Annotated in this window: 23 protein-coding genes; 3 read left to right on the top strand and 20 right to left on the bottom strand. The window is 68.0% G+C overall.

The features are described 5' to 3' along the window. Nucleotides 1-3: 3 nt before the first annotated feature. From AS181_RS17225 to murA, 3 genes are all read right to left on the bottom strand, one after another. Nucleotides 4-1,113 carry a MadB family AAA-type ATPase gene (locus AS181_RS17225; protein ID WP_058252761.1) on the bottom strand — a complete coding sequence of 370 codons (1,110 nt, stop codon included), beginning with the start codon at nucleotides 1,111-1,113 and terminating at the stop codon, nucleotides 4-6. Nucleotides 1,114-1,188: 75 nt separating this feature from the next. Beyond that, nucleotides 1,189-2,460: an NDMA-dependent methanol dehydrogenase gene (gene mdo, locus AS181_RS17220; RefSeq protein WP_004021262.1), complete on the bottom strand. Its 1,272-nt coding sequence runs from the start codon at nucleotides 2,458-2,460 to the stop codon at nucleotides 1,189-1,191. Nucleotides 2,461-2,598: 138 nt separating this feature from the next. Further along, entirely contained in the window at nucleotides 2,599-3,855 is a 1,257-nt protein-coding gene (gene murA / locus AS181_RS17215) for a UDP-N-acetylglucosamine 1-carboxyvinyltransferase (protein ID WP_058252773.1), read from the bottom strand. Nucleotides 3,856-3,953: 98 nt separating this feature from the next. Here murA and AS181_RS17210 point away from each other — a divergent pair, with 98 nt between their 5' ends. Further along, entirely contained in the window at nucleotides 3,954-4,646 is a 693-nt protein-coding gene (locus tag AS181_RS17210) for a cob(I)yrinic acid a,c-diamide adenosyltransferase (protein ID WP_058252760.1), read from the top strand. Here AS181_RS17210 and AS181_RS17205 read toward each other — a convergent pair. The 16 genes from AS181_RS17205 to rpmE form a co-directional block, all read right to left on the bottom strand. After that, nucleotides 4,643-5,083, bottom strand: a complete 441-nt coding sequence (locus AS181_RS17205; protein WP_058252759.1) for a DUF2550 domain-containing protein — start codon at nucleotides 5,081-5,083, stop codon at nucleotides 4,643-4,645. The genes AS181_RS17210 and AS181_RS17205 overlap by 4 nt on opposite strands. A 215-nt stretch (nucleotides 5,084-5,298) precedes the next feature. Then, nucleotides 5,299-5,679 carry a F0F1 ATP synthase subunit epsilon gene (locus tag AS181_RS17200; protein WP_055474987.1) on the bottom strand — a complete coding sequence of 127 codons (381 nt, stop codon included), beginning with the start codon at nucleotides 5,677-5,679 and terminating at the stop codon, nucleotides 5,299-5,301. Between the two features lie 9 nt (nucleotides 5,680-5,688). After that, nucleotides 5,689-7,137: a F0F1 ATP synthase subunit beta gene (gene atpD, locus AS181_RS17195; RefSeq protein WP_010842985.1), complete on the bottom strand. Its 1,449-nt coding sequence runs from the start codon at nucleotides 7,135-7,137 to the stop codon at nucleotides 5,689-5,691. A gap of 69 nt (nucleotides 7,138-7,206) precedes the next feature. After that, complete coding sequence (locus tag AS181_RS17190; RefSeq protein ID WP_055474988.1) at nucleotides 7,207-8,130, bottom strand: F0F1 ATP synthase subunit gamma; 924 nt, start codon at nucleotides 8,128-8,130, stop codon at nucleotides 7,207-7,209. A 45-nt stretch (nucleotides 8,131-8,175) separates the two neighbouring features. Further along, nucleotides 8,176-9,804 carry a F0F1 ATP synthase subunit alpha gene (gene atpA / locus AS181_RS17185; protein WP_055474989.1) on the bottom strand — a complete coding sequence of 543 codons (1,629 nt, stop codon included), beginning with the start codon at nucleotides 9,802-9,804 and terminating at the stop codon, nucleotides 8,176-8,178. Nucleotides 9,805-9,890: 86 nt separating this feature from the next. Next, the gene (locus tag AS181_RS17180; protein WP_058252758.1) at nucleotides 9,891-11,315 is read right to left on the bottom strand and encodes a F0F1 ATP synthase subunit B/delta; all 1,425 of its coding nucleotides are present in this window, start codon (nucleotides 11,313-11,315) and stop codon (nucleotides 9,891-9,893) included. Between the two features lie 2 nt (nucleotides 11,316-11,317). Next, nucleotides 11,318-11,806 (bottom strand): F0F1 ATP synthase subunit B, encoded by a 489-nt coding sequence (locus AS181_RS17175; RefSeq protein WP_055474991.1) that lies wholly within the window; start codon nucleotides 11,804-11,806, stop codon nucleotides 11,318-11,320. Between the two features lie 47 nt (nucleotides 11,807-11,853). Beyond that, nucleotides 11,854-12,105: a F0F1 ATP synthase subunit C gene (locus AS181_RS17170; protein ID WP_004021252.1), complete on the bottom strand. Its 252-nt coding sequence runs from the start codon at nucleotides 12,103-12,105 to the stop codon at nucleotides 11,854-11,856. Between the two features lie 136 nt (nucleotides 12,106-12,241). Then, a complete protein-coding gene (atpB, locus tag AS181_RS17165; RefSeq protein ID WP_058252757.1) occupies nucleotides 12,242-12,991 on the bottom strand; it encodes a F0F1 ATP synthase subunit A in 750 nt (249 codons plus the stop codon). Beyond that, entirely contained in the window at nucleotides 12,988-13,401 is a 414-nt protein-coding gene (locus AS181_RS17160) for a hypothetical protein (RefSeq protein WP_004021250.1), read from the bottom strand. Before AS181_RS17160 ends, atpB begins: the two co-directional genes overlap by 4 nt. Nucleotides 13,402-13,685: 284 nt before the next feature. Further along, nucleotides 13,686-14,885 carry a glycosyltransferase family 4 protein gene (locus AS181_RS17155; RefSeq protein ID WP_058252756.1) on the bottom strand — a complete coding sequence of 400 codons (1,200 nt, stop codon included), beginning with the start codon at nucleotides 14,883-14,885 and terminating at the stop codon, nucleotides 13,686-13,688. A 51-nt stretch (nucleotides 14,886-14,936) separates the two neighbouring features. Beyond that, the gene (gene glyA, locus AS181_RS17150) at nucleotides 14,937-16,196 is read right to left on the bottom strand and encodes a serine hydroxymethyltransferase (protein WP_078112010.1); all 1,260 of its coding nucleotides are present in this window, start codon (nucleotides 16,194-16,196) and stop codon (nucleotides 14,937-14,939) included. Next, the gene (locus AS181_RS17145; protein ID WP_058252755.1) at nucleotides 16,193-16,852 is read right to left on the bottom strand and encodes an L-threonylcarbamoyladenylate synthase; all 660 of its coding nucleotides are present in this window, start codon (nucleotides 16,850-16,852) and stop codon (nucleotides 16,193-16,195) included. The genes glyA and AS181_RS17145 overlap by 4 nt, the downstream gene beginning before the upstream one ends. A gap of 4 nt (nucleotides 16,853-16,856) precedes the next feature. Further along, nucleotides 16,857-17,765 carry a N5-glutamine methyltransferase family protein gene (locus tag AS181_RS17140; RefSeq protein WP_058252754.1) on the bottom strand — a complete coding sequence of 303 codons (909 nt, stop codon included), beginning with the start codon at nucleotides 17,763-17,765 and terminating at the stop codon, nucleotides 16,857-16,859. A gap of 5 nt (nucleotides 17,766-17,770) precedes the next feature. Next, nucleotides 17,771-18,847, bottom strand: coding sequence for a peptide chain release factor 1 (gene prfA / locus AS181_RS17135; RefSeq protein ID WP_058252753.1), 1,077 nt, complete (start codon nucleotides 18,845-18,847; stop codon nucleotides 17,771-17,773). Nucleotides 18,848-18,967: 120 nt separating this feature from the next. Next, entirely contained in the window at nucleotides 18,968-19,180 is a 213-nt protein-coding gene (rpmE, locus tag AS181_RS17130) for a 50S ribosomal protein L31 (RefSeq protein WP_010842972.1), read from the bottom strand. A gap of 301 nt (nucleotides 19,181-19,481) precedes the next feature. On the opposite strand from rpmE, the gene AS181_RS17125 reads away from it, so the two are divergent. Beyond that, on the top strand, nucleotides 19,482-20,690 hold the full coding sequence (locus AS181_RS17125; RefSeq protein WP_058252752.1) for a sulfite reductase subunit alpha: 1,209 nt from the start codon (nucleotides 19,482-19,484) through the stop codon (nucleotides 20,688-20,690). A 1-nt stretch (nucleotide 20,691) separates the two neighbouring features. Continuing rightward, nucleotides 20,692-21,624 (top strand): heme transporter, encoded by a 933-nt coding sequence (locus AS181_RS17120; protein ID WP_058252751.1) that lies wholly within the window; start codon nucleotides 20,692-20,694, stop codon nucleotides 21,622-21,624. Between the two features lie 330 nt (nucleotides 21,625-21,954). On the opposite strand, the gene rho is transcribed toward AS181_RS17120, so the two are convergent. Next, entirely contained in the window at nucleotides 21,955-24,024 is a 2,070-nt protein-coding gene (gene rho / locus AS181_RS17115; protein ID WP_058252750.1) for a transcription termination factor Rho, read from the bottom strand. Nucleotides 24,025-24,104 lie beyond the last annotated feature (80 nt).

The following is a 24,104-nucleotide window of genomic DNA, read 5'->3' as shown; positions in this document are numbered from 1 at the left end:
GCGTCATCGTCCCGGTCGGACACCCGCACTGCGGGCGCGCCCCGCTCCGAAGGCGCGCGCGGTCACCGACCCTCCGGGCGTGGTCCCGTCCACGCCGACCGGCGAGCCTGCCGGCGGCGACCCTCCGTGTTCGGAAGACAGAGCGCGACGGGCGATCTCGCCGTCCGAACCGAACTTCACGAGCAACGCCAGCAGAGCGCTGCGATGCTCGGCGTCGATCGGCGTGCCCACCTGTCCGTCCCGTGCTCCGAGGTACGAGGCGGCCCGCGCGGCGTCTATGACCTCCGCGATGGACGGACTCTTGCGCAACGGGAGATCGCGAAGCCGCCGGGCGAGGTCGACGACCTCGCCGATGATCGTCTCCTCGACGTCGGGGGCGCGGACCGCGACGATGTCCCGCTCGGTCTGCGGATCCGGGTAGTCGACCTGGAAGTGCAGGCAGCGACGTTTGAGCGCGGGCGAGAGTTCGCGGGTGTCGTTGGAGGTCAGGATGACCCACGGCGACGACCGTGCCGTGAACGTCCCGAGTTCGGGGACCGTCACCTGGCGCTCGGCGAGGACCTCGAGCATCACCGCTTCCATCGCCTCGTCGGTGCGGTCGATCTCGTCGACGAGCAGGACCGTCGGCGAGGGCGACGTGATGGCCGCCATCAGTGGCCGGGCCACCAGGAAGTCTTCGGTGTAGACGCCGACCTCGGCGCGCGCCAGCGCCGAACTCGCGGCCGAGAGGGTCGTCTCGGCGGCGAGTTCCGCACTGATGCGATCGCGCAGCATCTGCACATGGAGAAGCTGTCGTGCGTAATCCCATTCGTAGAGGGCACGCGACTCGTCGAGACCCTCGTAGCACTGCAGCCGTACCAGCTCGCGCCCCGAAGCCGCCGCCAACGCCTTCGCCAGCTCCGTCTTGCCGACCCCGGCCGGCCCCTCCAGCAGGAGGGGCCGGTCGAGGAGCGTCGCGAGATGGACGACGACCGCGAGTTCCGGACCGATCAGGTAGCCCTGCTCACCCAACGCGTCGGTCAGCTCCTCCACGGACGGGAAGGAACGGCTGTCCGGGGTGATGTCCCGGGTGATGTCCTCGGCGGTTTCCCGAGGTGCGCACACGTGCGTCATCGGATGTCGGACTCCTTGTCGGCCTGCGGTTCTCGGAACAGTCGGGATCTCGGATCAGGCGGGCGAGCGGGCGGATCAGTAGCTGCCCGTGAATGCGTGCGCCACCATCGGAATCAGCGATTCGACGGTGCTCTCACGCGGGTTGCCCGGCGTGCACCAGTCGTCCATCATGTGCTCGGCGATGGCGCGGATCTGCTTGTCGGAGGTATCCATGGTCTCGCCACGACCCTCGTACTTGCCGGTGTTCATCCGGTTCTTGTCGTAACTGCTCGTCGACAGCTGACCGAAGTTGTCCGGGATACCAAGGTCTTTGCCCAGCCGGATGGCCTCCTCGACGGCGGCGTCGGCGGCCTGGACCGTCGTCATCTTCGATGTGTCGACACCGAGCAGCGCGGCGATCTCGGCGTAACGCTCGTAGCGAGACGGCAGGTTGTACTCCCAGACGCGGGGAAGGGCGATGGCGTTGTTCAGCCCGTGATGGCTGTCATAGAACGCGCTCACCGCATGCGACAGCGAGTGCACGAGACCGAGGCCGCCGGAGTTGAACGCCTGCGCGGAGATGTACTGCGCGTACATCATCCCGGTGCGGGCCGCCAGGTTTCGCGGGTCGTACACGGCGGTGCGCAGATGGTCGCGGATCAGCTCGATCGAGTACTTGGCATTGCCCAGCGAGGGTGCGAAGTCCAGACGCGACACGTAGGGCTCGCTCGCGTGCGCGAGCACGTCGAAACCGCAGAAGGCGGTGAAGTGCTCGGGGCACGTGTAGTAGAGCAGCGGGTCGTCCATCGCCAGGTCGACGAGGCAGGTGTCGTCGAAGGCCACCCATTTGTGCGGCTTGTTCATGTCCGAGGTATCGGTGATGACGTAGGCCCAGGAGGTCTCCGAGCCGGTGCCGGCCGTCGTCGAGACCGCGATGTGCTTCGGATTCTCCTTGTTGGTGGCCTTGGAGAAGCCCTCGAACTCGTTGATGTTGCGGCCGTCGTGGGCGATGACCATACGTGCACCCTTGGCGGCGTCGTGGCTGGAGCCGCCACCGACCGAGATGATGCCGTCGCACTTCTCCGACTGGTAGAGGGCCGCGGCGTCCATGCAGTTGTAGTCCTTGGGGTTGGACTCCACCTGGTCGTAGAGCACCACGTCGACGCCCTGGTACTCGATCTTGCCGATCAGCTCCTCGATGATCCCGGAGCCGCGTAGACCCGTCGTCATCAGGAGCGCACGGGTCATGCCCAGGTCCTTGGCCTCGACACCGAGCATGTCGTGCGCGCCGACACCCAGCTTCGCCTTCGGGAACGGATGGAACTCCTTGATCGGGAAGTCCCAGATCTGGTTCAGCTCAATGGCCATGGTGGTGAACTCCTTGTGACGGTTGGTCTGTCACAACGAGAATGTCGTCCAGATCACAACCGGGACAAGGGGTCCTGCCCGTCCTCGACCACAGTGCACCCGGCCGGACGGGCCGGTACCTGTCCGATCGGACAGGGTTCAGTCGCGCACGCGCTCGATCTCACCGCCGAGACTGCGCAGGATCTCCACGAAGTGCGGGTACCCGCGGTCGATGTGCTCGACGTCGTGTACTTCGGTCACGCCGTCGGCGACGAGCCCGGCCAGCACGAGGCCGGCGCCCGCCCGGATGTCCGAACACCAGACCGGCGCACTCGACAGGCGGTCGATCCCGCGGATGACGGCGTGGTGGCCGTCGGTCCGCGCATCCGCACCGAGACGGACCATCTCCTCGACGAAGCGGAACCGGGCCTCGAAGACGTTCTCCGTGATCACCGACATGCCGTCGGAGATGGCGGCGAGGCCGATCGCCATCGGCTGCAGATCGGTGGGGAATCCGGGAAACGGCAACGTCGAGACGTTGACGGCGGTGGGCCGGCGGTCGTGCCGGACCCGGAAGCCGTCGTCGAAGGTGTCGACCACCGCGCCGGTGTCGCCCAGTTTGTTCAGAACCAGCTGCAGGTGCTCGGGTTTCACGCCGCGCACGGTGACGTCACCGCGCGTCATGGCGGCCGCAATCCCCCAGGTGGCACCGACGATGCGGTCTCCGACCACCCGGTGCGTCGTCGGATGCAGCCGGTCCACACCGACGACGGTCAGGGTCGAGGTGCCGGCGCCGTCGATCTGTGCGCCCATCTGCTGCAGCATCACGCACAGGTCGACGATCTCCGGCTCGCGGGCGGCGTTGTCGATGGTGGTCTGTCCCTCGGCCAGCACGGCGGCCATGAGGATGTTCTCGGTCGCCCCCACCGACGGGAACTCCAGCGCGATCGGTGCGCCGACCAACGTGTCGGCCTCGGCCACCACGCAGCCGTGCTCGATCGAGCTGGTGGCGCCGAGGGCGCGCAGACCCGCCTGGTGCATGTCGAGCGGCCGCGACCCGATCGCGTCTCCGCCGGGCAGCGCCACGACGGCCCGGTGACAACGCGCCATCAGCGGGCCGAGGACACAGACCGAGGCGCGGAACTGCCGGACCGCCGCGAAGTCGGCATGGAACTTCGGCTCCGCCGGCGCCGTGATGGTGACCGTCTCGCCGTCCATGTCGACGACCGCACCCAGACCGCGGAGAACGTCCGCCATCAGCGGGACATCGGCGATCTCGGGTGCGTTGGTCAGCACGGTCGTCCCCTCGGCGAGGAGGGCCGCGGCCATGAGTTTCAGGACGCTGTTCTTCGCGCCCCCCACTGCCACCTCGCCGGACAGACGCGCTCCCCCGGACACCAGAAACCGATCGCTCACGACTGCCACCTTAACCGTCCGGGGTCACCGGCCCACCGGCCAGTACGTCCTCCGACCGTGCGTCCGATCCCGTGGGTCCGGCGCAGTACATTCGACGCATGGCGGTACACCTGACGAGGATCTACACCCGAACGGGCGACGACGGCTCCACCGGGCTGAGCGACTTCTCCCGGGTGTCCAAGACCGATCCGCGTGTCGTCGCCTACGCCGATTGCGACGAGGCGAACGCCGTCATCGGTGTCGCCCTGGCACTCGGGGGTGACGTCCCCGACGACCTGCGGGAAGTGCTCACGACCGTCCAGAACGACCTCTTCGACGCCGGCGCCGACCTCTCCACGCCGGTCGTCGACGACCCCGAGTACCCGCCGCTGCGCATCGCGCAGGATTACATCGACGCCCTCGAGCGCTGGTGCGACTCCTTCGGTGCCGATCTGCCCGCACTGGACTCGTTCATCCTGCCGGGCGGCACACCGCTGGCTGCCCTGCTGCATCAGGCACGAACGGTGACCAGACGGGCCGAGCGCTCGGCGTGGGCCGCGGTCGCCGCCCACCCCGACGACACCAGCGTGCTGCCCGCGAAATACCTGAACCGGTTGTCGGATCTGCTGTTCATCCTGTCGCGGGTGGCGAACCGCACTCGCCCCGCCGCGGGAGGCGACCAGCAGGGCGCGAACTCCCCCGGCGACGTCAAGTGGGTTCCGGGCGGCAACCGGCAACGGCCCCCGGCGAAGCCGGTCCATCAAGACCCGGCGAAGACGGGCGGGAAAGCCCCGGCGCAGCCGGATTCCTAGGCGCTGCGGCGCCGCTGCGATCTCGCGGACTGCCGGGATTCGAGCCAGGACTGGAACGCGGTCACCGCACCCGGGCCCATCGCCAGTTCGTAGTCGTCCTCGGCGCGGCCGGCGGTCTGCACCTGGAGGATGAGCATGCCGTCGAGGATCTCCGTCTCGGTGCCCTCGGGGGCGCGACGACCGGAGATCTCCATGCCCTGTCGTGCGAACGTCACGTTCGGTCCCGGTTTCAGCGACGTGAGCCGGTAGTAGCGCAGAGAGTCGTCGCTGTAGTGCACGGTGCCGTGACGCCATCCCTGGTCGACGCCGGCCGGCACCGTGCGCAGCAGGACCGGAGTGCCCGCGCGACGGAGTTGCGCCAGACGCAGCGCCAGGAAGCCACACAACAGGAGCGCCACCGCCAGCAGCACACTGAGCATCACGACCGCCAGCGACATCACCTACTCCTTCGTGCAGTCACCGCGGATAGGCGAAGCGTCGAACCCGGTAGGGCTCCAGACGGCTTGGGCTGCATACACGCGGGACAGGGGGGCTGTGGAACAAGCATGCCAGAACGTGCACATGAGACGCCAAACGACCTCGGCCGGCCATCGGAGAATTCCGATGGCCGGCCGAGGTCGGTCGTTGACCCTAACCGCTCGCGCGGCTCGCTCTACCGGGAAAGGTGTTGTGCCGCAGTCAGACGCGCGTGAGCACGGTGGTACTCGGGCGAATCCGGCTCCGCCTCGTCGAGCGCGGTCTTCTCCGCGTTGACGTCGACGTCGTCGGCCCAGTCGGCCGACTCCGCCAGCACCGTGACGGCCTCGCCGGTGACGGAGAGGAACCCGCCCTCGACCGCTGCCGCACGACGGTTGCCGTTCTCCTCGACGATGACCACGAAGCCACCCGGGACCAGCTGGCCCAGGAGCGGCTCGTGGTTGGCCAGGACACCCAGCTCACCGACGGTGGTCTGCGCGATCACGAACGTGGCCTCTCCCGAGTACAGGCTCGAATCCGCGGAGACAACCTCGACGTGGAAGGACTTCTCAGCCATGGCGAACCGCTACTTTCCGCTGATCTTGGCGGCGGCGGCCTCCACGTCGTCGAGTCCACCGCAGCTGTTGAACGCCTGCTCGGGCAGGTGGTCGAACTCGCCCTTGGCGACACGGTCGAAGGCCTCGATGGTGTCGGCGAGCGGGACGACCGAGCCCTTCTGGCCGGTGAACTTCTCGGCGACGAGGAAGTTCTGGCCGAGGAACTTCTGGATACGGCGCGCACGCTGCACCGTGACCTTGTCCTCTTCGGAGAGCTCGTCCATACCGAGGATGGCGATGATGTCCTGCAGTTCCTTGTACTTCTGCAGGATGCGCTTGACCTCGTTGGCGACGCGGAAGTGCTCGTCGCCGACGATCGACGCCTCGAGGATGCGCGAGGTCGAGGTCAGCGGGTCCACGGCGGGGTAGATACCCAGCTGCGAGATCGGACGCGAGAGCTCGGTGGTCGCGTCGAGGTGCGCGAAGGTCGTGGCCGGTGCCGGGTCGGTGTAGTCGTCGGCGGGGACGTAGATCGCCTGCAGCGAGGTGATCGAACGACCCTTGGTCGAGGTGATGCGCTCCTGGAGCTCACCCATCTCGTCGGCCAGGGTCGGCTGGTAACCCACCGCGGACGGCATACGGCCGAGGAGGGTCGAGACCTCCGAGCCCGCCTGCGTGAAGCGGAAGATGTTGTCGATGAAGAGCAGCACGTCCTGGTGTTTCACATCGCGGAAGTACTCCGCCATGGTCAGCGCCGACAGCGCCACGCGCATACGCGTGCCCGGCGGCTCGTCCATCTGACCGAACACCAACGCGGTGTCCTGGAGAACGCCCATCTCCTCCATCTCGAGGTGGAGGTCGGTGCCCTCACGGGTGCGCTCACCGACGCCGGCGAACACCGAGGTGCCGGAGAACTCACGCGCGATACGCGTGATCATCTCCTGGATGAGGACGGTCTTGCCGACGCCCGCACCACCGAACAGACCGATCTTGCCGCCCTTGACGTACGGGGTCAGCAGGTCGATGACCTTGATGCCGGTCTCGAGGATCTCGGTCTTGCCCTCGAGCTCGTCGAAGGCCGGCGGCTTGCGGTGGATGCTCCACTGCTCGCCGTCGCGGCCGAGGCCCGGGCTGTCGAGGCAGTCACCGAGGGCGTTGAACACGTGGCCCTTGACGACGTCGCCGACCGGCACGACGATCGACTTGCCGGTGTCGGACACGGCCGCGCCGCGGACCAGGCCGTCGGTCGGCTGCATCGAGATCGTGCGCACCAGGTTGTCACCGAGGTGCTGCGCGACCTCGAGGGTCAGGGTCTTGGCGACCGAGGAGAGAGCGACCTCGGCGTGCAGGGCGTTGAACAGTTCAGGAATCGAGCCCCGCGGGAACTCGACGTCGACCACGGGGCCGATGATGCGGACGACCCGCCCGTCGGCGGAACCCGCCGACTGCGCGGAGGGGGTTTCTACTGCTGCGGTCATGGTGCTTGGGTCACTTCCTCTTTATCGAAGTATGGGTTCTCGTCGATCCGGACTCGGCTGGCGCGCACGCTAATTCGCCAGTGCGCTCGAGCCGCCGACGATCTCGCTGATTTCCTGGGTGATCTGGGCCTGGCGGAGCTGGTTGGCCTCGCGCGACAACGACTTGGACAGTTCTTCGGCGTTGTCCGTCGCGGCCTTCATCGCGGTGCGGCGCGCGGCCGACTCCGATGCCGACGAATCCAGCAGCGCCGCGTAGACCCGCGTCGCCACGTACTTCGGCAGCAGCGCGTCGAGCAGGGCGTCGGCCCCGGGTTCGAAGGTGTAGTTGCGCGACGGCGTGTCGTCGGACGAATCCTCGTCGTGCGACACGACCAGCGGGGCGATCCGCCGGACCTCGGGCACCTGCGCCAGCATCGACTGGAACCGCGTGTAGACCAGGTGCAGCTCGTCGACACCCTCGAGGGTGCCGTCTCCTTCTGGGCGCTCGACCTCGGTGCCCGATCCTGCCTGGAAGAGGTCCACCAGGAAGCTGGTCGCCGTCGCCGCGTCCGAGTACTGCGGTGACTCCGAGAAGCCCGTCCACGAGTCCGAGATCTCCAGACCCCGGAAGCTGAAGAACCCGACACCCTTGCGACCCATGACGAACAGGACCGCTTCCTTGCCTTCGTCGCGCAGGAGCGCGATGAGTTCGCGGGTCGCCTTGAGCACGTTCGCGTTGTAACCACCGCACATACCGCGGTCGCTGGTCACGACCAGGATCGCCGCGCGCTTCGGGTTCTCCCGCTCGTTGAGCAGCGGGTTGTCCAGCGATCCCGAGTTGCTCGCCAGCTCCGAGAGCACGGCGGTCATCTCCTGCGAGTACGGCTTGGCCGCCGCCACCCGTCCCTGTGCCTTGGTGATACGCGAGGTCGCGATCAGTTCCTGAGCCTTGGTGATCTTCTTGGTCGACTGGACCGACCGGATGCGTGAGCGCAGCTCACGAATGCTGGCCATGAGCCCTCACCCCTTCCTTTTCGCGATGTCCGTTGACGTCTGAGATCACTTGCGGATCTTGATCTCTTCGTTCTCGACGTTGTCGGCATCCATCGCCTCGGCCTCGGCCTCGTTGACGACGCGACGGCCGTCGTGGGTGAGGTAGCCGTTCTTGAACTTGTTGGTCTCGGCGATCAGGGCCTCGGCCTGGTCGTCGCTGAGCACCTTGCCGCCGGCGATCGAGTCGTAGACACCGGTCGCGTTGTGGTGCAGGTGGCTCAGCAGCTGGGTCTCGAAGTTGCGCACGTCGTCGACCGGGACCGAGTCGTAGTGGCCCTCACCGCAGAGATAGATCGAGACGATCTGATCCTCGACCGAGAAGGGGCTGTACTGGTCCTGCTTCAGCATCTCGACCCAGCGGGCACCGCGCTCGAGCTGTGCCTTCGAGGCGTCGTCGAGGTCGGAGGCGAAGGCCGAGAAGGCCTCCAGCTCACGGAACTGGGCCAGCTCCAGACGCAGCGATCCCGAGACCTTCTTGAGGCCCTTGGTCTGGGCGGCGCCACCGACGCGCGACACCGAGGTACCGACGTTGATGGCCGGTCGAACACCCTTGTTGAAGAGGTCCGACTCCAGGAAGACCTGGCCGTCGGTGATCGAGATGACGTTGGTCGGGATGAACGCCGAGACGTCGTTGGCCTTGGTCTCGATGATCGGCAGACCGGTCATCGAGCCACCGCCGAGCTCGTCGGACAGCTTCGCACAACGCTCCAGCAGACGGGAGTGCAAGTAGAAGACGTCACCGGGGTATGCCTCGCGGCCCGGCGGACGACGCAGCAGCAGCGAGATGGCGCGGTAGGCCTCGGCCTGCTTGGTCAGGTCGTCGAACACGATGAGGACGTGCTTGCCCTGGTACATCCAGTGCTGGCCGATGGCCGAGCCGGTGTACGGGGCCAGCCACTTGAAGCCGGCCGAGTCCGAGGCGGGAGCCGCGACGATGGTGGTGTACTCCATCGCGCCCGCCTCTTCGAGGGCGGACTTGACGCCGGCGATGGTCGAACCCTTCTGACCGATCGCGACGTAGATGCAGCGAACCTGCTTGGTGGGGTCGCCGGTCTCCCAGTTGGCCTTCTGGTTCAGGATGGCGTCGATGCAGACCGCGGTCTTGCCGGTCTTGCGGTCGCCGATGACGAGCTGACGCTGTCCGCGGCCGATGGCGGTCATGGCGTCGATGGCCTTGATGCCGGTGGCGAGGGACTCCTCGACCGGCTGGCGCTCGAGCACGGTGGCGGCCTGCAACTCGAGGACGCGCTGCTCGTCGGCTTCGATGTCGCCCTGGCCGTCGATCGGGGCACCCAGCGGGTTGATGACGCGTCCCAGGAACGCATCACCGACGGGGACGGAGAGCACGTCGCCGGTGCGGCTGACCTGCTGGCCTTCTTCCAGGGACTCGTAGTCACCCAGGATCACGGCGCCGATCTCGTCCTCGTCGAGGTTCAGTGCGACGCCGAGGACGCCGCCGGGGAACTCGAGGAGCTCGTTGGCCATTGCGCTCGGAAGGCCGCTGACGTGGGCGATGCCGTCCGAGGTATCGGTGATGATGCCGACCTCGTCACGCGACGCTTCGGCTTCGAACGACGAGACGTACTGCTCGATCGCTCCCTTGATCTCGTCTGGTGAGATCGTCAACTCCGCCATGGGTTCTCGTCTTTCCTTGATGTGGCTCGGAGTCTCGAAGGCTCTGAGCTCTGGGCTTCGTGGGTTCGGGTGTGTCGGGGTGGTCGTCAGCGCGGCAGCGTCTCGGCGGCCTTGGCCAGCCGTGTCGCGACATCGGCGTCGATGACCTCGTCGCCGACACTGATCCGGAGACCGCCGAGCAGTTCCGGGGCGATCTCGGTCTGCACCGAGATGGTCCGACCGTAGATTCCGCCGAGCACGCCCGACAGTCGATCGATCTGGGCATCGGACAGCGGTGAGGCGGACACCACGTGGGCGACCGACTCGCCGCGACGGGCGGCGGCCAGCTCGGCGAGCTGATCGACCGCGACGTCGGCGGCCTGGCCGTGCAGCAGGCGCACGGTCGAGGACAGCAGCGTCCAGGTGTGGGTGCCGACCTTGTCGCCGACCAGCTTCTTCAGCAGGTCGACGCGCTTGTCGGCGTCCTTGCCGTGGTCGGACAGCAGCGAGGACAGCTGCGGGTTGGCCTCGAGGACTCGGCTCACCCGGAAGAGCTCGTCCTCGACCTGCTCGATGACCCCGTCGCGTTCGGCGGCGGTGAGGACGATCAGGGAGTTCTGACGACGCAGACCGACGACGAAGTCGCTCGACGACGACCACCGCTGACTCGACGCGGTCGCGAGCACCTCGACGACGACCGGGGCGAGCTTGCCGTCGAACAGACGGTGCACCATGGCCTTCTTGCCCTCGGGGTTCTCGTCGTCCTCGACCAGGCGCTTGCGCAGGACCGGGTTCTCGCCGAGGAAGTTGATGGCCGCGGTGAGGTCACCCGAGGCGTCGGCAAGTGCCGAACCGTCGAGATCGATTGCCGCCGAATCGAAGTGCTCCGACACGGCGAGAGCGGCGTCGCGGCTGGCGGCACGCATCGCGTGCAGACCGACGAGCGAGGCGCTCGAGGGAACCGCGTTCGCCGAACCCGACGACATCTCCTCGAGTTCGTCGATGACCCGGTCGACGCTCGCCGCCTGGGCCGAGTCGTCGGCGAGATGATTGCGCACCAGTTCGCCGGCCTTGTCGACCGCGGTGAGTCCGAGATCGGTGCGCAGCTGACGAACGAGGTTGGCGCGCACCAGGGCGACCTGGTTGCGGCCGTGCTCGGAGATGCGCTTGACCTCGTGGTCGGCCTGTGCGCGGATGTCGGAGGTGATCGCCTCGGCGTCGGCCGCGGCGTCCTTCTGCATCTGTTCCGCCTCGGCCTTGGCCTCGGCGACCGCCTTCTCGCGGGCCTGCTTGCCGTCGGCGACGCGCTTGGCAGCGGCCTCGCTCTCGGCGAGCTGCTGACGCACGGTCTCCTGTCGATCCCGCATCATCTTCGCCACCGGCGGCCGGACGTACTTCCACAGGAGGAAGAGGATGACCGCGAAGCCGAAGAGCTGAGCGATGAAGATCGCGGGGTCGAACGCAGCACCGATGTCGTGCAGCCAGGTGCCGATGGGGCCCTGGTCGGATTCGGTCTCAGTGTTGGCAGCCATGATCAGTTCACCGCTCCGCTCGTCGATCGGGTATCGGAAAGAGTTGCCGAGTCGACACCGAGCACACGCGCCGCAAGCGTCTTGGCGAGTGCGTCCACATCAGCTGCAGCCGTCGAAGCGGCCTGCTCACCCTGCGTCGCCAGCTCGGAGCTGGTCGACTGCAGGGCGGCGTCGGCCTCGGCGGTCGCTCGCTGCTTCATCTCGTTCAGCTGTTCCCGCCCCTGGGCGCGAGCATCGTCGCGCTTGGCGGTGGCCTCACCGCGCGCTTCCTTGAGGAGCGAACGGAACTGGACGTCCGCATCCTCGAATTCGGCGGCGGCGGTCCGGTTGTCCTCCACGGTGCGGTGGATCATCGCGTCCCGCTCCTCGAGGACCTGCTGGATCGGCGGAACCACGAACTTGCGGATGACCAGCAGCAAAATCACGAAGATGAGCAGGACAACGAAGAACGTTCCATTCGGGAGCAGGAAGTTCTCTGCAGCAAGCGTCATTGTGGTGAGGTGTCGTTTCTACTCGGCGACAAAAGGGAGAGCGACGATCAGCCGGCGCTGATCGGGGTGGCGAACACGAAGAGCGCCATGAAGGCCAGGTTGATGAAGTAGGCCGCCTCGACCAGACCGACGGTGATGAAGAACGGGGTGAACAGGCGACCCTGTGCCTCGGGCTGGCGAGCGATACCGGCGATCAGCTGGCTACCGGCCAGACCGTTACCGATACCGGCACCGACGGCGCCACCGGCCATGATCAGGCCGCCACCGATGAGTGCGCCGAGGCCAATCATTGGATCCATTGTGATATTTCCCTTTCGTTGCTGACATCTGGTGTGTCAGGTCTGGAGTTGCGCCGACAGGTGCCGGAGCAGGTCGTCATGTTCGGTTGTGGGCGCGGCCGTGTCCGTCTCCGCGCGGTGCCCGGGTTCGGGCGGGTCAGTGATCCTCGGTCTCCATCGACTGCGAGAAGTAGAGGATCGTCAGCAGCGCGAAGATGAACGCCTGGATCAGACCGACGAAAAGCTCGAAGGACTTCCAGATCGCGTTGGGCGCCCACATGATGTACGGCGGGAAGAGTGCGATCAGGGCGACCATCATGCTGCCGGCGAAGACGTTGCCGAAGAGTCGCAGCGAGAGCGAGATCGGCTTGGTGAACTCCTCGATGACGTTGATCGGCGCGAGGAATGCGACGTGGCCCTTGATGATCCGCTTCGGGTGACCCAGCAGGCCGCGCTTCCGGAAGCCGGCGATCTGGTACCAGACGAAGACGAAGAGCGCGAGGGCGTAGGCGAAGTTCACGTCCGCGGCCGGCGGCTTGAGGATCTCGTGGTGACCGACCTGGACCGGCAGGACGGACAGCCAGTTGGAGATCAGGATGAAGGTGAAGAGCGAGACCGCGAGCGGGAGAACGTAGGGGGCGATCTTCATGCCGATGGCACTCTCGACCTGCCCACGCATCTGGATGGTGATGGCCTCCCAGAACAGCTGCACACCCGACGGCACGCCGGTCGAGGTGACCTTCGACTTCAGGTAGAACGCCAGCGCGAGCATGATCGCCGCGGCCAGCGCCGTCGCGATGATGGTCTCCAGGTTGAAGGTCAGTCCGAACAGCTCGAACTTGGTGTAGTGACCCACCTGGATGGCCGGTTCGCCATCCTCTGCGGCAAGGTTGAAGGCGGTCGTCATGGTTGGCTACGAAGTCCTTTCATCACCGGAATGACCGTGTTCAGCACCAAGACCACTTGGCCGATGGCGAGTCCGAACATCGCGCCCAACCCGTCGGGTTGGACCAGAAAAGCCGCCAGCAGCGCGAGCGCCGTGATGGCACCGAGTCGCATGGCGGAGTTGAGAGCAAGGGCGGTCTTGCGCGGGTTCTCGTCGGCGACCACGACGTCGACGGCACGTCGGACGAGGATCGCGTTGACGAAGATCCCGGCGACACCGAGAAGGAAGAACACCGCGAAGAGCGGATGTCCGACGGCGAGCGAGACGGCAGCCACGACCACGATGAACCCGCCCGCGATGAGCGCGGGGCGGCGGAGTCCGGTCGGCGCCTGGGGATAGACGGGGGCCGAATCAGGGGCAGATGCGGTCATGTCCCTCCTCAGCTCTCCTACTCCATACCGATGGCACGGATCACCCGCGTACGTGCAGCAACACATGGCCGCTGGGCGTCAGCTCGCGTTTCGTTGTGACCCTACCAACACCGTTCTTGGTGTCTCACCGGGGGGTATTGCGTCGTGTGAGACAGAACCGGGGCTTTGTGTCCGGGTCTGCGCACATGTTGACTACTACGGGCGATAGTACACGATAATTTACGGTTTCCTTACCTTAGGCCCAGGTATCGCCCTCACGGAAATGACAGGGTCGCAGACGCCGGTCAGCGGTACGCCTTCGTCGACGTTCGCAGTTCGGCGAGGCGTCGATGCAGGCGCGGCGCCATCGTCACCAGCATCGCGACGACGAGGCCCGCACCGAAGGCCGGGGCGACCACCGACAGCGGGAACAGCGTGCTGGCCGCCGCCGAGAACGCGAGCACCCCGACCCACAGATAGATGATCAGCGCGACCCGGCGCTGCGAGTGCCCGAGTTCGAGCAGGCGGTGGTGCAGGTGCATCTTGTCCGGGGTGTAGAAACCGACGCCGGCCCGGGTCCGCCGGATCACCGCCAGCAGCATGTCGAGCATCGGGATGAAGACGACGGCGGCGACCAGGATCAGCGGGGACAGCAGCGTGAAGATGTCGGCCGGTCCGTAGGCGTTCACGGCGATACGGCCCGAGGCACTCGTGGAGGCCGCGGCGAGCAGCAGACCGATCAGCATCGCACCCGAGTCACCCATGAAGATCCGTGCCGGCGAGAAGTTGTGCGGGAGGAATCCGAGGCACGCGCCGGCCAGTGCCACCGAGATGAGGGCCGGGGGGTAGTAGCTGACGTCGCCGCCCTGGTCGCGCAGCAGACCGAGCGAGAACATACAGATCGCCGCCGCGGCGATGAGTCCCAATCCCGCGGCCAGACCGTCGAGGCCGTCGACGAAGTTGATCGCGTTGATCGTCGCGACCGTGATCGCGACCGTGAGGAGACCGGCCTGCAGCGGGTCGAGCACCAGCGTGCCGATGTCGGCGAACGGGATGTAGAGCTGCAGCCAGCTGATGCCGAGCAGCACCAGGACGCCGGCGGCGGTGAGCTGACCGACGAATTTGGTCAGCGCGTCCAGGCCCCACCGGTCGTCGACGACGCCGACGAGGACGATCACCGTGCCGGCGGCGATCACCGCCGTCATGTCCGTGGTGTAGGCGAATCCGCGATTGAGCGCGGGGAGGTTCGCGGCGAGCGCGATGCCGGCGACCACTCCACCGAACATCCCGAGCCCGCCGAGGCGAGGTGTCGGGATCACGTGCACGTCGCGGACCCGCGGCACGGCGACCGCGCCGGCGCGGATCGCGAAGACGCGGACCGCCGAGGTCAGGAGGTAGGTCATGGCCGCGGCCGTGAGCCCCACGAGCAGGAGCTCGCGCAGGGGGACCCCCGTCCCTCCCCCGTCCGCGGCGGCGGCGAGCAACACCGGTGCGGCACCGGTCATCGCGCCACCACCGGTGTCAGACGGGCAAGGGTCTCTGACATTGCGACCACGCTACCCGTAGGCCAGCGCGGCGATCTCGCGACGGATCCGCTCGTGTGTCTCACGGTCGCGCGTCGACATCGCCGCGGCCATCGCGTCGGCGACGACCGGATGCATCGCGGCGGTCATGCCGCGCTCGGTGGCCACCGGCGTACCGATCCGGATCGCCGATCCCTCGGAGACGGGGCGGGTGTCGAACGGGAGGACCGCCTTGTCGACGACGATCCCGGCCGCGCCGAGCCGGTGCTGCGCCTCCATCCCGGAGATGCCGAAGCCGCTGACGTCGACGACCGCGAGGTGGATGTCGGTGCCGCCGGACACCACCCGGGCGCCCCGAGACGCCAGTTCCGCGGCGAGACCGCGGGCGTTGTCCACCGCACGACGGACGTAGCCGGCGAACTCGTCGGTACCGGATTCCGCGCAGGCGACCGCCTTCGCGGCGACGGCGTGCATCGCGGGACCGCCCTGCACGAACGGGAAGACCGCCTTGCGCAGGGCCTCGCCGTGTTCGGCCCGCGCGAGGATGACCCCGCCGCGCGGACCGCGGATCACCTTGTTGGTGGACAGGGTGACGATGTCGGCGTGCGGCACCGGCGAGGGCAGCAGGCCGGCCGCGATGTGCCCGGCGAGATGTGCGGCGTCGACCCAGAGGATGCATTCGGCCTCGTCGGCGATCCGGCGCAGGGACGCAAAGTCGAACGTCCGCGAGTAGGACGCGGCGCCGGCGACGAGGATGCGGGGGCGGTGCACCAGCGCGAGATCCCGGACCTGGTCGTAGTCGACGAGTTCGTCGTCGCGGCGGACCTCGTAGTGCAATGGCGAGAACCACCGGCCGGAGAAGTTCGCCCGAGAACCATGCGTCTGGTGGCCGCCGTGTTCGAGGCGCAGCGCGAGCACCGGGTCTCCGGGCTGGGCGAAGGCGGCATAGACGGCGAGGTTCGCCGCACTCCCCGACAGCGGCTGGACATTGACGTACTCGGCGCCGAACAGCGCGCGGGCCCGTCCGACGGCGAGCTCCTCGAGCTCGTCGGCCACCTCACAACCGCCGTGGTAGCGCGCCCCGGGATACCCTTCCGCATACTTCGCGTCGAAGACCGACGCCATCGCGGCACGCACCCCGGGCGTCGGCTCGGTCTCGCTGGCGAGCAGCTGCAAGGTGTCGCGGCGCCGGCCGACCTCGCGGCTCACCAGGGCGTCGACCGCGGCGTCACCGGTCGGGGCGCTGCCCGCCTCGACGCCGTGTGGTCCGAACCTCGGCGCGTCGGGGCTCATCGCTCCGCGAGCAGCGCGGCCGGGTCCGTGTCGAGTACGTCGGCGACGGCGTCCGTCGAGACCGCGCCCTCGCGCAGGATGCGCGGACTCGGCCCGGAGACATCGACGATCGTCGACGCCTGCGCGGCCGGCGCCGGGCCACCGTCGAGGTACACCGCGATCTCGTCACCGAGTTGTTCGCGCGCCTCGTCGGCGGTGGTCGCCGGCGGACGCCCCGAGACGTTCGCGCTCGAGACCGCCATCGGCCCCACCTCGCGCAGAACGTCGATCGCGACCGGGTGCAGCGGCATCCGCAGCATGACGGTGCCGTCGGTGTCGCCGAGGTCCCACGCCAGCGAGGGTGCTTGTCGGACAACCAGACTCAGGCCGCCCGGCCAGAAGGCCTCGATCAGGTCGCGGGCAGGCTGCGGCACCGAGAGGACCAGTCCGTCGATCGAGTGCCAAGAGCCGACCAGGACCGGCACCGGCATGTCCCGGCCGCGGTGCTTGGCCGCCAGCAGCGCACCGACGGCGTCGGAATCGAACGCGTCGCATCCGACGCCGTAGAGCGTGTCGGTGGGCATCACGATCAGCCGTCCGGCCTTCGCCGCCCCGACCGCCGCCCGAATCCCCGACGAGCGGTTCTGTGGATCGTTGCAGTCGAAAACAGTGCTCACGCGATCATCCTGCCATGCCGCGTCCGACGGACCCGGCCTGCCGTCGGCGCGCCGTCACGAACCTCGGCCGGCCCGTCAGATCCGTGTGCCGGGTGACTTCCTCGAAGTCGCCGTGCGCGTGCAGGCACGACACGACGGCGTCGGCGGTCGTGTCGTCGTGTTCGATCCCGACGACGCCACCCGGCGTCAGCGTGCGGGCGATGACCGGCACCATCGGCACGATGACCGACATCCCGTCCGCGCCGCCGAAGACCGCGCGAGCCGGGTCGTGGGCGACCTCGGGTCCGACCACGGCGTCGAGCGGCACGTAGGGCGGGTTCGTGACCAGGACCGACACGCTGCCGGCCGGGATGGCTCCCGCGACCTGATCCGGATCGGTGACGTCCGCGGCGACCACGTCGACCCGTGACCCGCCGGCCGGTGTCGCGGCGGCGACGTTGCGACGCAACCACACCAGCGCATCCTCGTCGGCCTCGACCGCCACGACCCGGGTCGCCGGACTCATCGCGGCGATGCCGATCGCCAGTGCCCCACTGCCGCTGCAGAAATCAGCCGCGGAATGCGGCCCGGGGGTGGCGCGGAGTCGGTCGACCGCCCATTCGAGGAGGTACTCGGTCTCCGGCCGGGGGATGAACACTCCGGGGCCGACGGCCAGCTCGACCGGGCCGAACGCGGCGGTCCCGATGATGTGCTGCAACGGAATTCGCTGCGACCGCAGGTCGATCGCGGACCGGAACGCGCGGGCCGGCGCGTCGTCGATCGCGTCCACCAGCACGAGACGGCCCGCATCGATCCCGAGCACGTGCGCCATCAGCCATTCGGCGTCACGGCGGGCGGAGTCGATCCCGGACGCGGCGAGACGGGCGGTTGCGGCACGCAGTTCGTCCAGCACCGGGGTCGGCCTGCCGGTCACAACACCTATTCCGCTTCCATGCGGGCCTGCCGGTCCGCGGCGACGAGCGCGTCGAGCAGGTTGTCCATGTCACCGGCGAGCACCGCGTCGAGATTGCTGGCCTTGTAACCGATGCGGTGATCGGTGATGCGGTTCTCGGGGAAGTTGTAGGTCCGGATCCGCTCGGACCGGTCCACGGTGCGGATCTGGGCCGCACGACCCTGCGCGGCGGCGGCCTCCGCTTCTTCCTCGGCTGCGGACTGCAGCCGGGCGGCGAGGACCTGCATCGCGCGCGCCTTGTTCTGCAACTGCGAACGTTCGTTCTGGCATGTGACGACGATTCCGGTGGGCAGGTGGGTGATCCGGACCGCCGAATCGGTGGTGTTCACGCCCTGGCCGCCCTTGCCGGACGAGCGGTAGACGTCGATGCGCAGTTCCGATTCGTCGATCGTCACCTCGGCCACCTCTTCGGGCTCGGGGTAGATCAGCACCCCGGCCGCCGACGTGTGGATGCGGCCCTGCGACTCGGTGACCGGCACCCGCTGGACGCGGTGCACACCGCCCTCGAACTTCAGTCGCGACCAGACCCCGTCGCGCACGGCCTCTTTCGACTTGATCGAGAAGGTGGCCTCTTTGTAGCCGCCGAGATCGGACTCGGTCACGCCGAGCACCTGCGCCTTCCAGCCGTGACGCTCGCAGTACTTGAGGTACATCCGGGCCAGGTCCGCCGCGAACAGTGCCGATTCCTCGCCGCCCGCACCGGATTTGATCTCCAAGACCACGTCGTCGGCGTCGTGGGGGTCGCGCGGGGCGAGCAGGTCGGTCAACGTCGCGTCGAGTTCCTCGACGGCCTCTTCGAGAGAGGGGATCTCGGCGGCGAACGACGCGTCATCGGCGGCCAGTTCCCGTGCGGCCTCGAGATCCTCGCGTGCCGCCTTCAACCGGGTGTAGGTCGCCATGACGGGCGCGAGCTCGGCGAATCGCTTGCCGACGCGACGGGCCGCGGCGGGATCGTCGTGCAGGGCGGGATCGGCCAGCTGGCGTTCGAGACCCGAGTGCTCGGCCAGGATGTCGTCGATGGCCGAGGGACTCTGCGTACTCATGAAGGCGACCTCACTTGTCGACCGGCGCACGCCGGATGATCGGCGACACCGGGAAGAACTCTGACCGGAAAACACAGCGACGCCCGTCCCGACATCGTCGGGCGGGCGTCGCAGCGTGGTCTACTTGGCGCGCTTGCCGTAGCGCTTCTCGAACCGGGCAACGCGGCCGCCGGTGTCGAGGATCTTCTGCTTGCCCGTGTAGAACGGGTGGCACTGCGAGCAGACCTCGACGTTGATCCGACCGTTGGCAGCGGTGCTGCGGGTCTCGAAGGTGTTGCCGCAGCCGCAGACGACGGTGGTCGTCGCGTACTCGGGGTGGATTCCCTGCTTCATGTCTGACTGTCCCTTTCTGAGGTCGCCGGGTCACCGTCGCTTGTCGACGGTGTGAACCGGAACCGGACTCGACCGATCAGTATGCCACGGGGGCATCACCCGGGAAAAATCCCGGTCACCGCGGTCGCAGGTGCCTCAACGGCAGGCCGCTCGGATCCATTCCCGGCACGGCCACCCGCACTCCACTGCACGTGACGCAGATCGCGATCCTCGTAAGGGTTGCCTAAGTGTAGTACCGTGGCGTCGCCCGCCCTGTCGGCGGCACACGCTCCCCCGCACCCCGTCCCCGAAGGAATCCTCGATGTACGACGCCGCCTCCACCGGCAGCAGCCTCGCAGTCGACACCGCACGGACCTCCCCCGCCCGTCGTACCGGCAAGACGGCCCGATCGCCGTGGAACCGGCGCAATCCCTACCCGGCGACGGTCGTGCGGAACGAACTCCTCTCCGGTCCCGGATCGGCCAAGGAGGTCCGGCATCTCGAACTCGATCTCGGCGACAGCGGCATCACCTACGAGCCCGGCGACGGCATCGGCATCGCTCCGACGAACGATCCCGCGCTGGTCGATCTCCTGCTCGCCCGGCTGCGCGCGGTGGGCGACGAGATCATCGCCGACCGCAAGGCGACCTATACCCTGCGCGAGGCACTGACCAGCAGGTACGAGATCGGCGCGCCGTCGAAGTACCTCGTCCGGGTCGTCGCCGAACGCACCGGACACCCCGAACTCGCCCGACTTCTCGACGCCGGTGACCCGCAGGCACTCGACGCGTGGCTCCACGGACTCGACGTCCTCGATCTGCTGGATCTGGACCCGACCTTCACCCCGACTCCCGAGGAACTGCTCGAGGAGTTGAGTCCCCTCGCGCACCGCGAGTACTCGATGTCGTCGAGCCCGCGGGTCCACGGCGACACCGTCCACATCACGATGGCCACGGTGCGCTACCGCGTCGCCGACCGGGATCGCGGAGGTGTGTGCTCCACCCACCTGGCCGACCGCTGCGCGCCCGGCGACACCGTGCCCGTCTTCATCTCCCCCAACAAGAAGTTCCGGCTGCCCGCCGACGACGTCTCGGCCATCATGATCGGCCCGGGCACCGGCATCGCCCCGTTCCGCGGTTTCCTGCATGAGCGGGCCGCGGCCGGCGCACCCGGCGGCAACTGGCTGTTCTTCGGTGACCAGCATCGCGGCCACGACTACCTCTATGCCGAGGAGCTCGACCGGTTCGTCACCGACGGGCTTCTCGACCGGCTCGACCTCGCCTTCTCCCGCGATCAGGAACACAAGATCTACGTCCAGGACCGGATGTGCGAACACGGCGGTGAGCTGTTCGCGTGGCTCGAGGCCGGCGCGCATCTGTACGTGTGCGGCGACGCCACGACGATGGCCGACGACGTCGACGCGGCGCTGCACGAGATCGTCGCCGAACACGGTGGTCTCGAGCCCGACCAGGCCGTGGCGTACGTCGATCGCCTGCGCGCGGAGAATCGCTACTCTCGCGACGTCTACTGAGATGACCCACTCCGCCGGGGACCATCCGCACGCCCGCAGCGATCTCGAGATCCTGCTGCGGACAGCCGGATTCGCGGAATCCTCGGTGAATCACGACGTCCCCGCGGTCGCCGCGCGCCTGCCCGGTCTGGCCCAGGTCGTCGGCGTCACCGTTGCCGGTCCGGTGATCATGAACGCGGTCGGAGTCCATGACCTCCCGACGGCCGTGGGCGGTCCGCTACGTGTCGACTCGCAGCAGATCGCACTGCGGCTCAACCCCTCTCGCTTGTCGTCGGCGTTGCTCAGCGATCCCGCCGCCCACGTTCCGCCGACCCTGCGACTGTTCGACCACCGCGGCAACACCGCTCACGCCACCTACCTGACGGAGAACTCCGACCGGCTGGCGTTCGAGGCGATGACCTGCACCGGCGCGGCCGCGGTCCTCGATGGGCCCTTCGTGGATTCGCCTGCGCCACAGTGCGTGGAGCCGTCCGCCTCGATCGACGACGATCAGGTCGCACAATTCGACGCGGTACTCACCGACGGAGGTGTCGCCCGCCTGGCGGCCCTCCCCCATCTCGACTGCGCGCGTACCGTCCGCGTCGAGACACGTGCGGTGATCGCCGCACTCGAGCACGCAGCGGGACTGGGGATGACCGTGACCTTCGCGACGGCGGCGCCGGGATGCATCCAGATGCGCCAGGACCGTCTCGACGGAGCCCGCGAGCATCGGGGCCAGATGGTGCTGGCATCCGGCAGCACCCGCGTGATGATCAACTTCGATCTCGTCGGCGAGTGCTGGGTGACGTGGCCCCGCGGGGTGTGGGACCGCTCGGGATCACTCGAGATCTACAGCCGCGGAGGCGAGTGCGCGCTGATCGTGACCCAGACCGGGGCCGTCGCACCGCCGAGTGCGCAGGCGTGGCAACACCTGGCGGCCGACCTCGCCGGCTGAGAGGGTACCGCGCGAGTCGCGCACCCGTACCGTCCCACTGCTTCTCCAAGCCGAGAGAACGACCTGCCCCCTGCTCCTGAGGAGCACCCGAAGCGTGCGGAGGGCGCGTCCAACCCCGCTCCCTGAGGAGCGCCCGGAGCTTGCGGAGGGCGCGTCCAACCCCGCTCCCTGAGGAGCGCCCGGAGCTTGCGGAGGGCGCGTCACGAAGGGTCTTCGCAACCCGTCGTCTCACCAGGACCCTTCGTGACGCTCGCAAGCTCGCTCCTCAGGGAGCGGGGATATGACGCTCGCGAGCTCGCTCCTCAGGGAGCGGGGATATGCCGGACGAACTCAGTCGTCGTTGTTCCCGCCCGGTGCGGTCTTCTGCACGGTCATCAGGAACTCGATGTTCGTCTTGGTCTTCTTGAGCTGACTGATCAGCAGGTCGATGGCCTGCTGCGAGTCGAGACCCGAGAGCACGCGACGCAGCTTGTGCACGATGGAGAATTCCTCCGGCGACAGCAGCAGCTCGTCCTTACGAGTACTCGACAGGTTGACGTCCACCGCCGGGAACACCCGGCGCTCGGAGATCTTGCGGTCGAGCTTGAGCTCGGCGTTGCCGGTGCCCTTGAACTCCTCGAAGATCACCGTGTCGCCGGTGGAGCCGGTCTCGACGAGCGCCGAGGCGATGATCGTCAGCGATCCGCCGTTCTCGATGTTGCGCGCCGCACCCAGGAACCGCTTCGGCGGGTACAGCGCGGTCGAATCGACACCACCGGACAGGATCCGACCCGACGCGGGCGACGCGTTGTTGTACGCACGACCCAGACGGGTGATCGAGTCCAGCAGCACCACAACGTCTTTCCCGCTCTCGACGAGTCGCTTGGCGCGCTCGATCGCGAGCTCGGACACCGAGGTGTGGTCTGACGGCGGCCGATCGAAGGTCGAGGCGATGACCTCACCCCGCACCGAACGCTGCATGTCCGTGACCTCCTCGGGACGCTCGTCGACGAGGACGACCATGAGGTGGCATTCGGGATTGTTGGTCGCGATCGCGTTGGCGATGTCCTGCAGGATCGTCGTCTTACCGGCCTTCGGCGGCGACACGATCAGGGCCCGCTGCCCCTTGCCGATCGGCATGATCAGATCGATCACACGGGTGTCGAGTCGTTCGGGGGTGGTCTCCAGCCGCAGGCGCTGGTTCGGGTACAGCGGCGTGAGCTTGTTGAACTCGGGGCGACGCTTGGCCGTCTCGACGTCTCCGCCGTTGACGGTGTCCAGCCGCACCAGCGGGTTGAACTTCTGGCGCTGGTTCTGCTGGTCGCCCTCGCGCGGCACCTTGACCGCACCGGTGATCGCGTCGCCGCGTCGAAGTCCGTTCTTGCGGACCAGGTTCATCGAGACGTAGACGTCGTTCGGACCGGCGAGGTACCCCGAGGTGCGCACGAAGGCGTAGTTGTCGAGCACGTCGAGGATGCCGGCGACGGGCTGCAACACGTCATCGTCGGACACCTGCGGCTCGTTCGGGGTGTCGCGATTCTGGCCGCGACGACGCTCACGGAACCGGCGACCCCGACGGCGACCGCCGCCCTCGCCGTCGTCGTCCTGACCACCGTCGCGGTTCTGGCCCCCGTCACGGTTCTGATTTCCGTCGCGGTTCTGGTTGCCGTCGCGGTTCTGCTTGTCGCGGTTCTGGCCCCCGTCGCGATTCTGGTTGTCGCGGTTCTGGTTGCGGTTGCGGCGAGTGCGCTGGTCGTTGCCGTCGGAGTCACCCGCGGCCTCGCCCGAGCCGTCACGGCCGCGGCGTCGCTCGCGTCCCGCACCGGTCTCCGACGAGTCGGTCTCGGAAGCGCTGCCACCCTTGGGTGCATCCCCGGCCTGGGCCTCGGACTTCACCGCGTCGGCGCCGTTCCTCGAGCCGTCGGCCTGGGTGGCAGCCGGGTTGTTCGTTGGTCCCGAAGCGTCGGCGTTCGCGGTCTCGGTGGACGACGCCTCGGCCGGTGCGTCGGCGGCAGCGGCCTTGCGGCCGGCGCCGCGCTGGGTGCGCGCGCCGCTCCGGGGGGCGTCGTTCTTCTCGGTCGAGTCCGCCCCGGCCGTTGCCGGGGAGTCGCCGATGGTCAGTTGGTCGTCGTTCGTCGCCGGCTTCGACGTGCCGGCCTTCGACCGGGCGGGAGCGCTCTTCGCGGCCGGGGCGTCGCCACCCGCCTGGCGCTCCTTGATCGCGGCGATCAGATCGCCCTTGCGCATCCCGGAGGTGCCCTTGATGCCGAGTTCACCGGCGACCGTCCGCAGTTCGCTGAGCACCATGCCGGACAGGCCGGTTCGTGCACGTGTCTTGGTGGCCGGTCGTCCCGAGTCGGGGCCGGCCGAACCCGCGGATTCCTGCTCGGCAGGTGCGGTGATCAGGTCCGTATCGGTCACGGAAGTCCTTTCGTTCCTCCCGCAGACGAGAACTGCGTGAGGTCTACGTTTCCCTGCTTCTGTGCGCTAGGGAGTCCGTC

Source organism: Gordonia sp. SGD-V-85 (assembly GCF_001456905.1).
In the GTDB taxonomy this organism is placed as follows: Bacteria; Actinomycetota; Actinomycetes; order Mycobacteriales; family Mycobacteriaceae; genus Gordonia; species Gordonia hongkongensis.
This window is presented reverse-complemented; position numbering and strand designations above follow the sequence as displayed.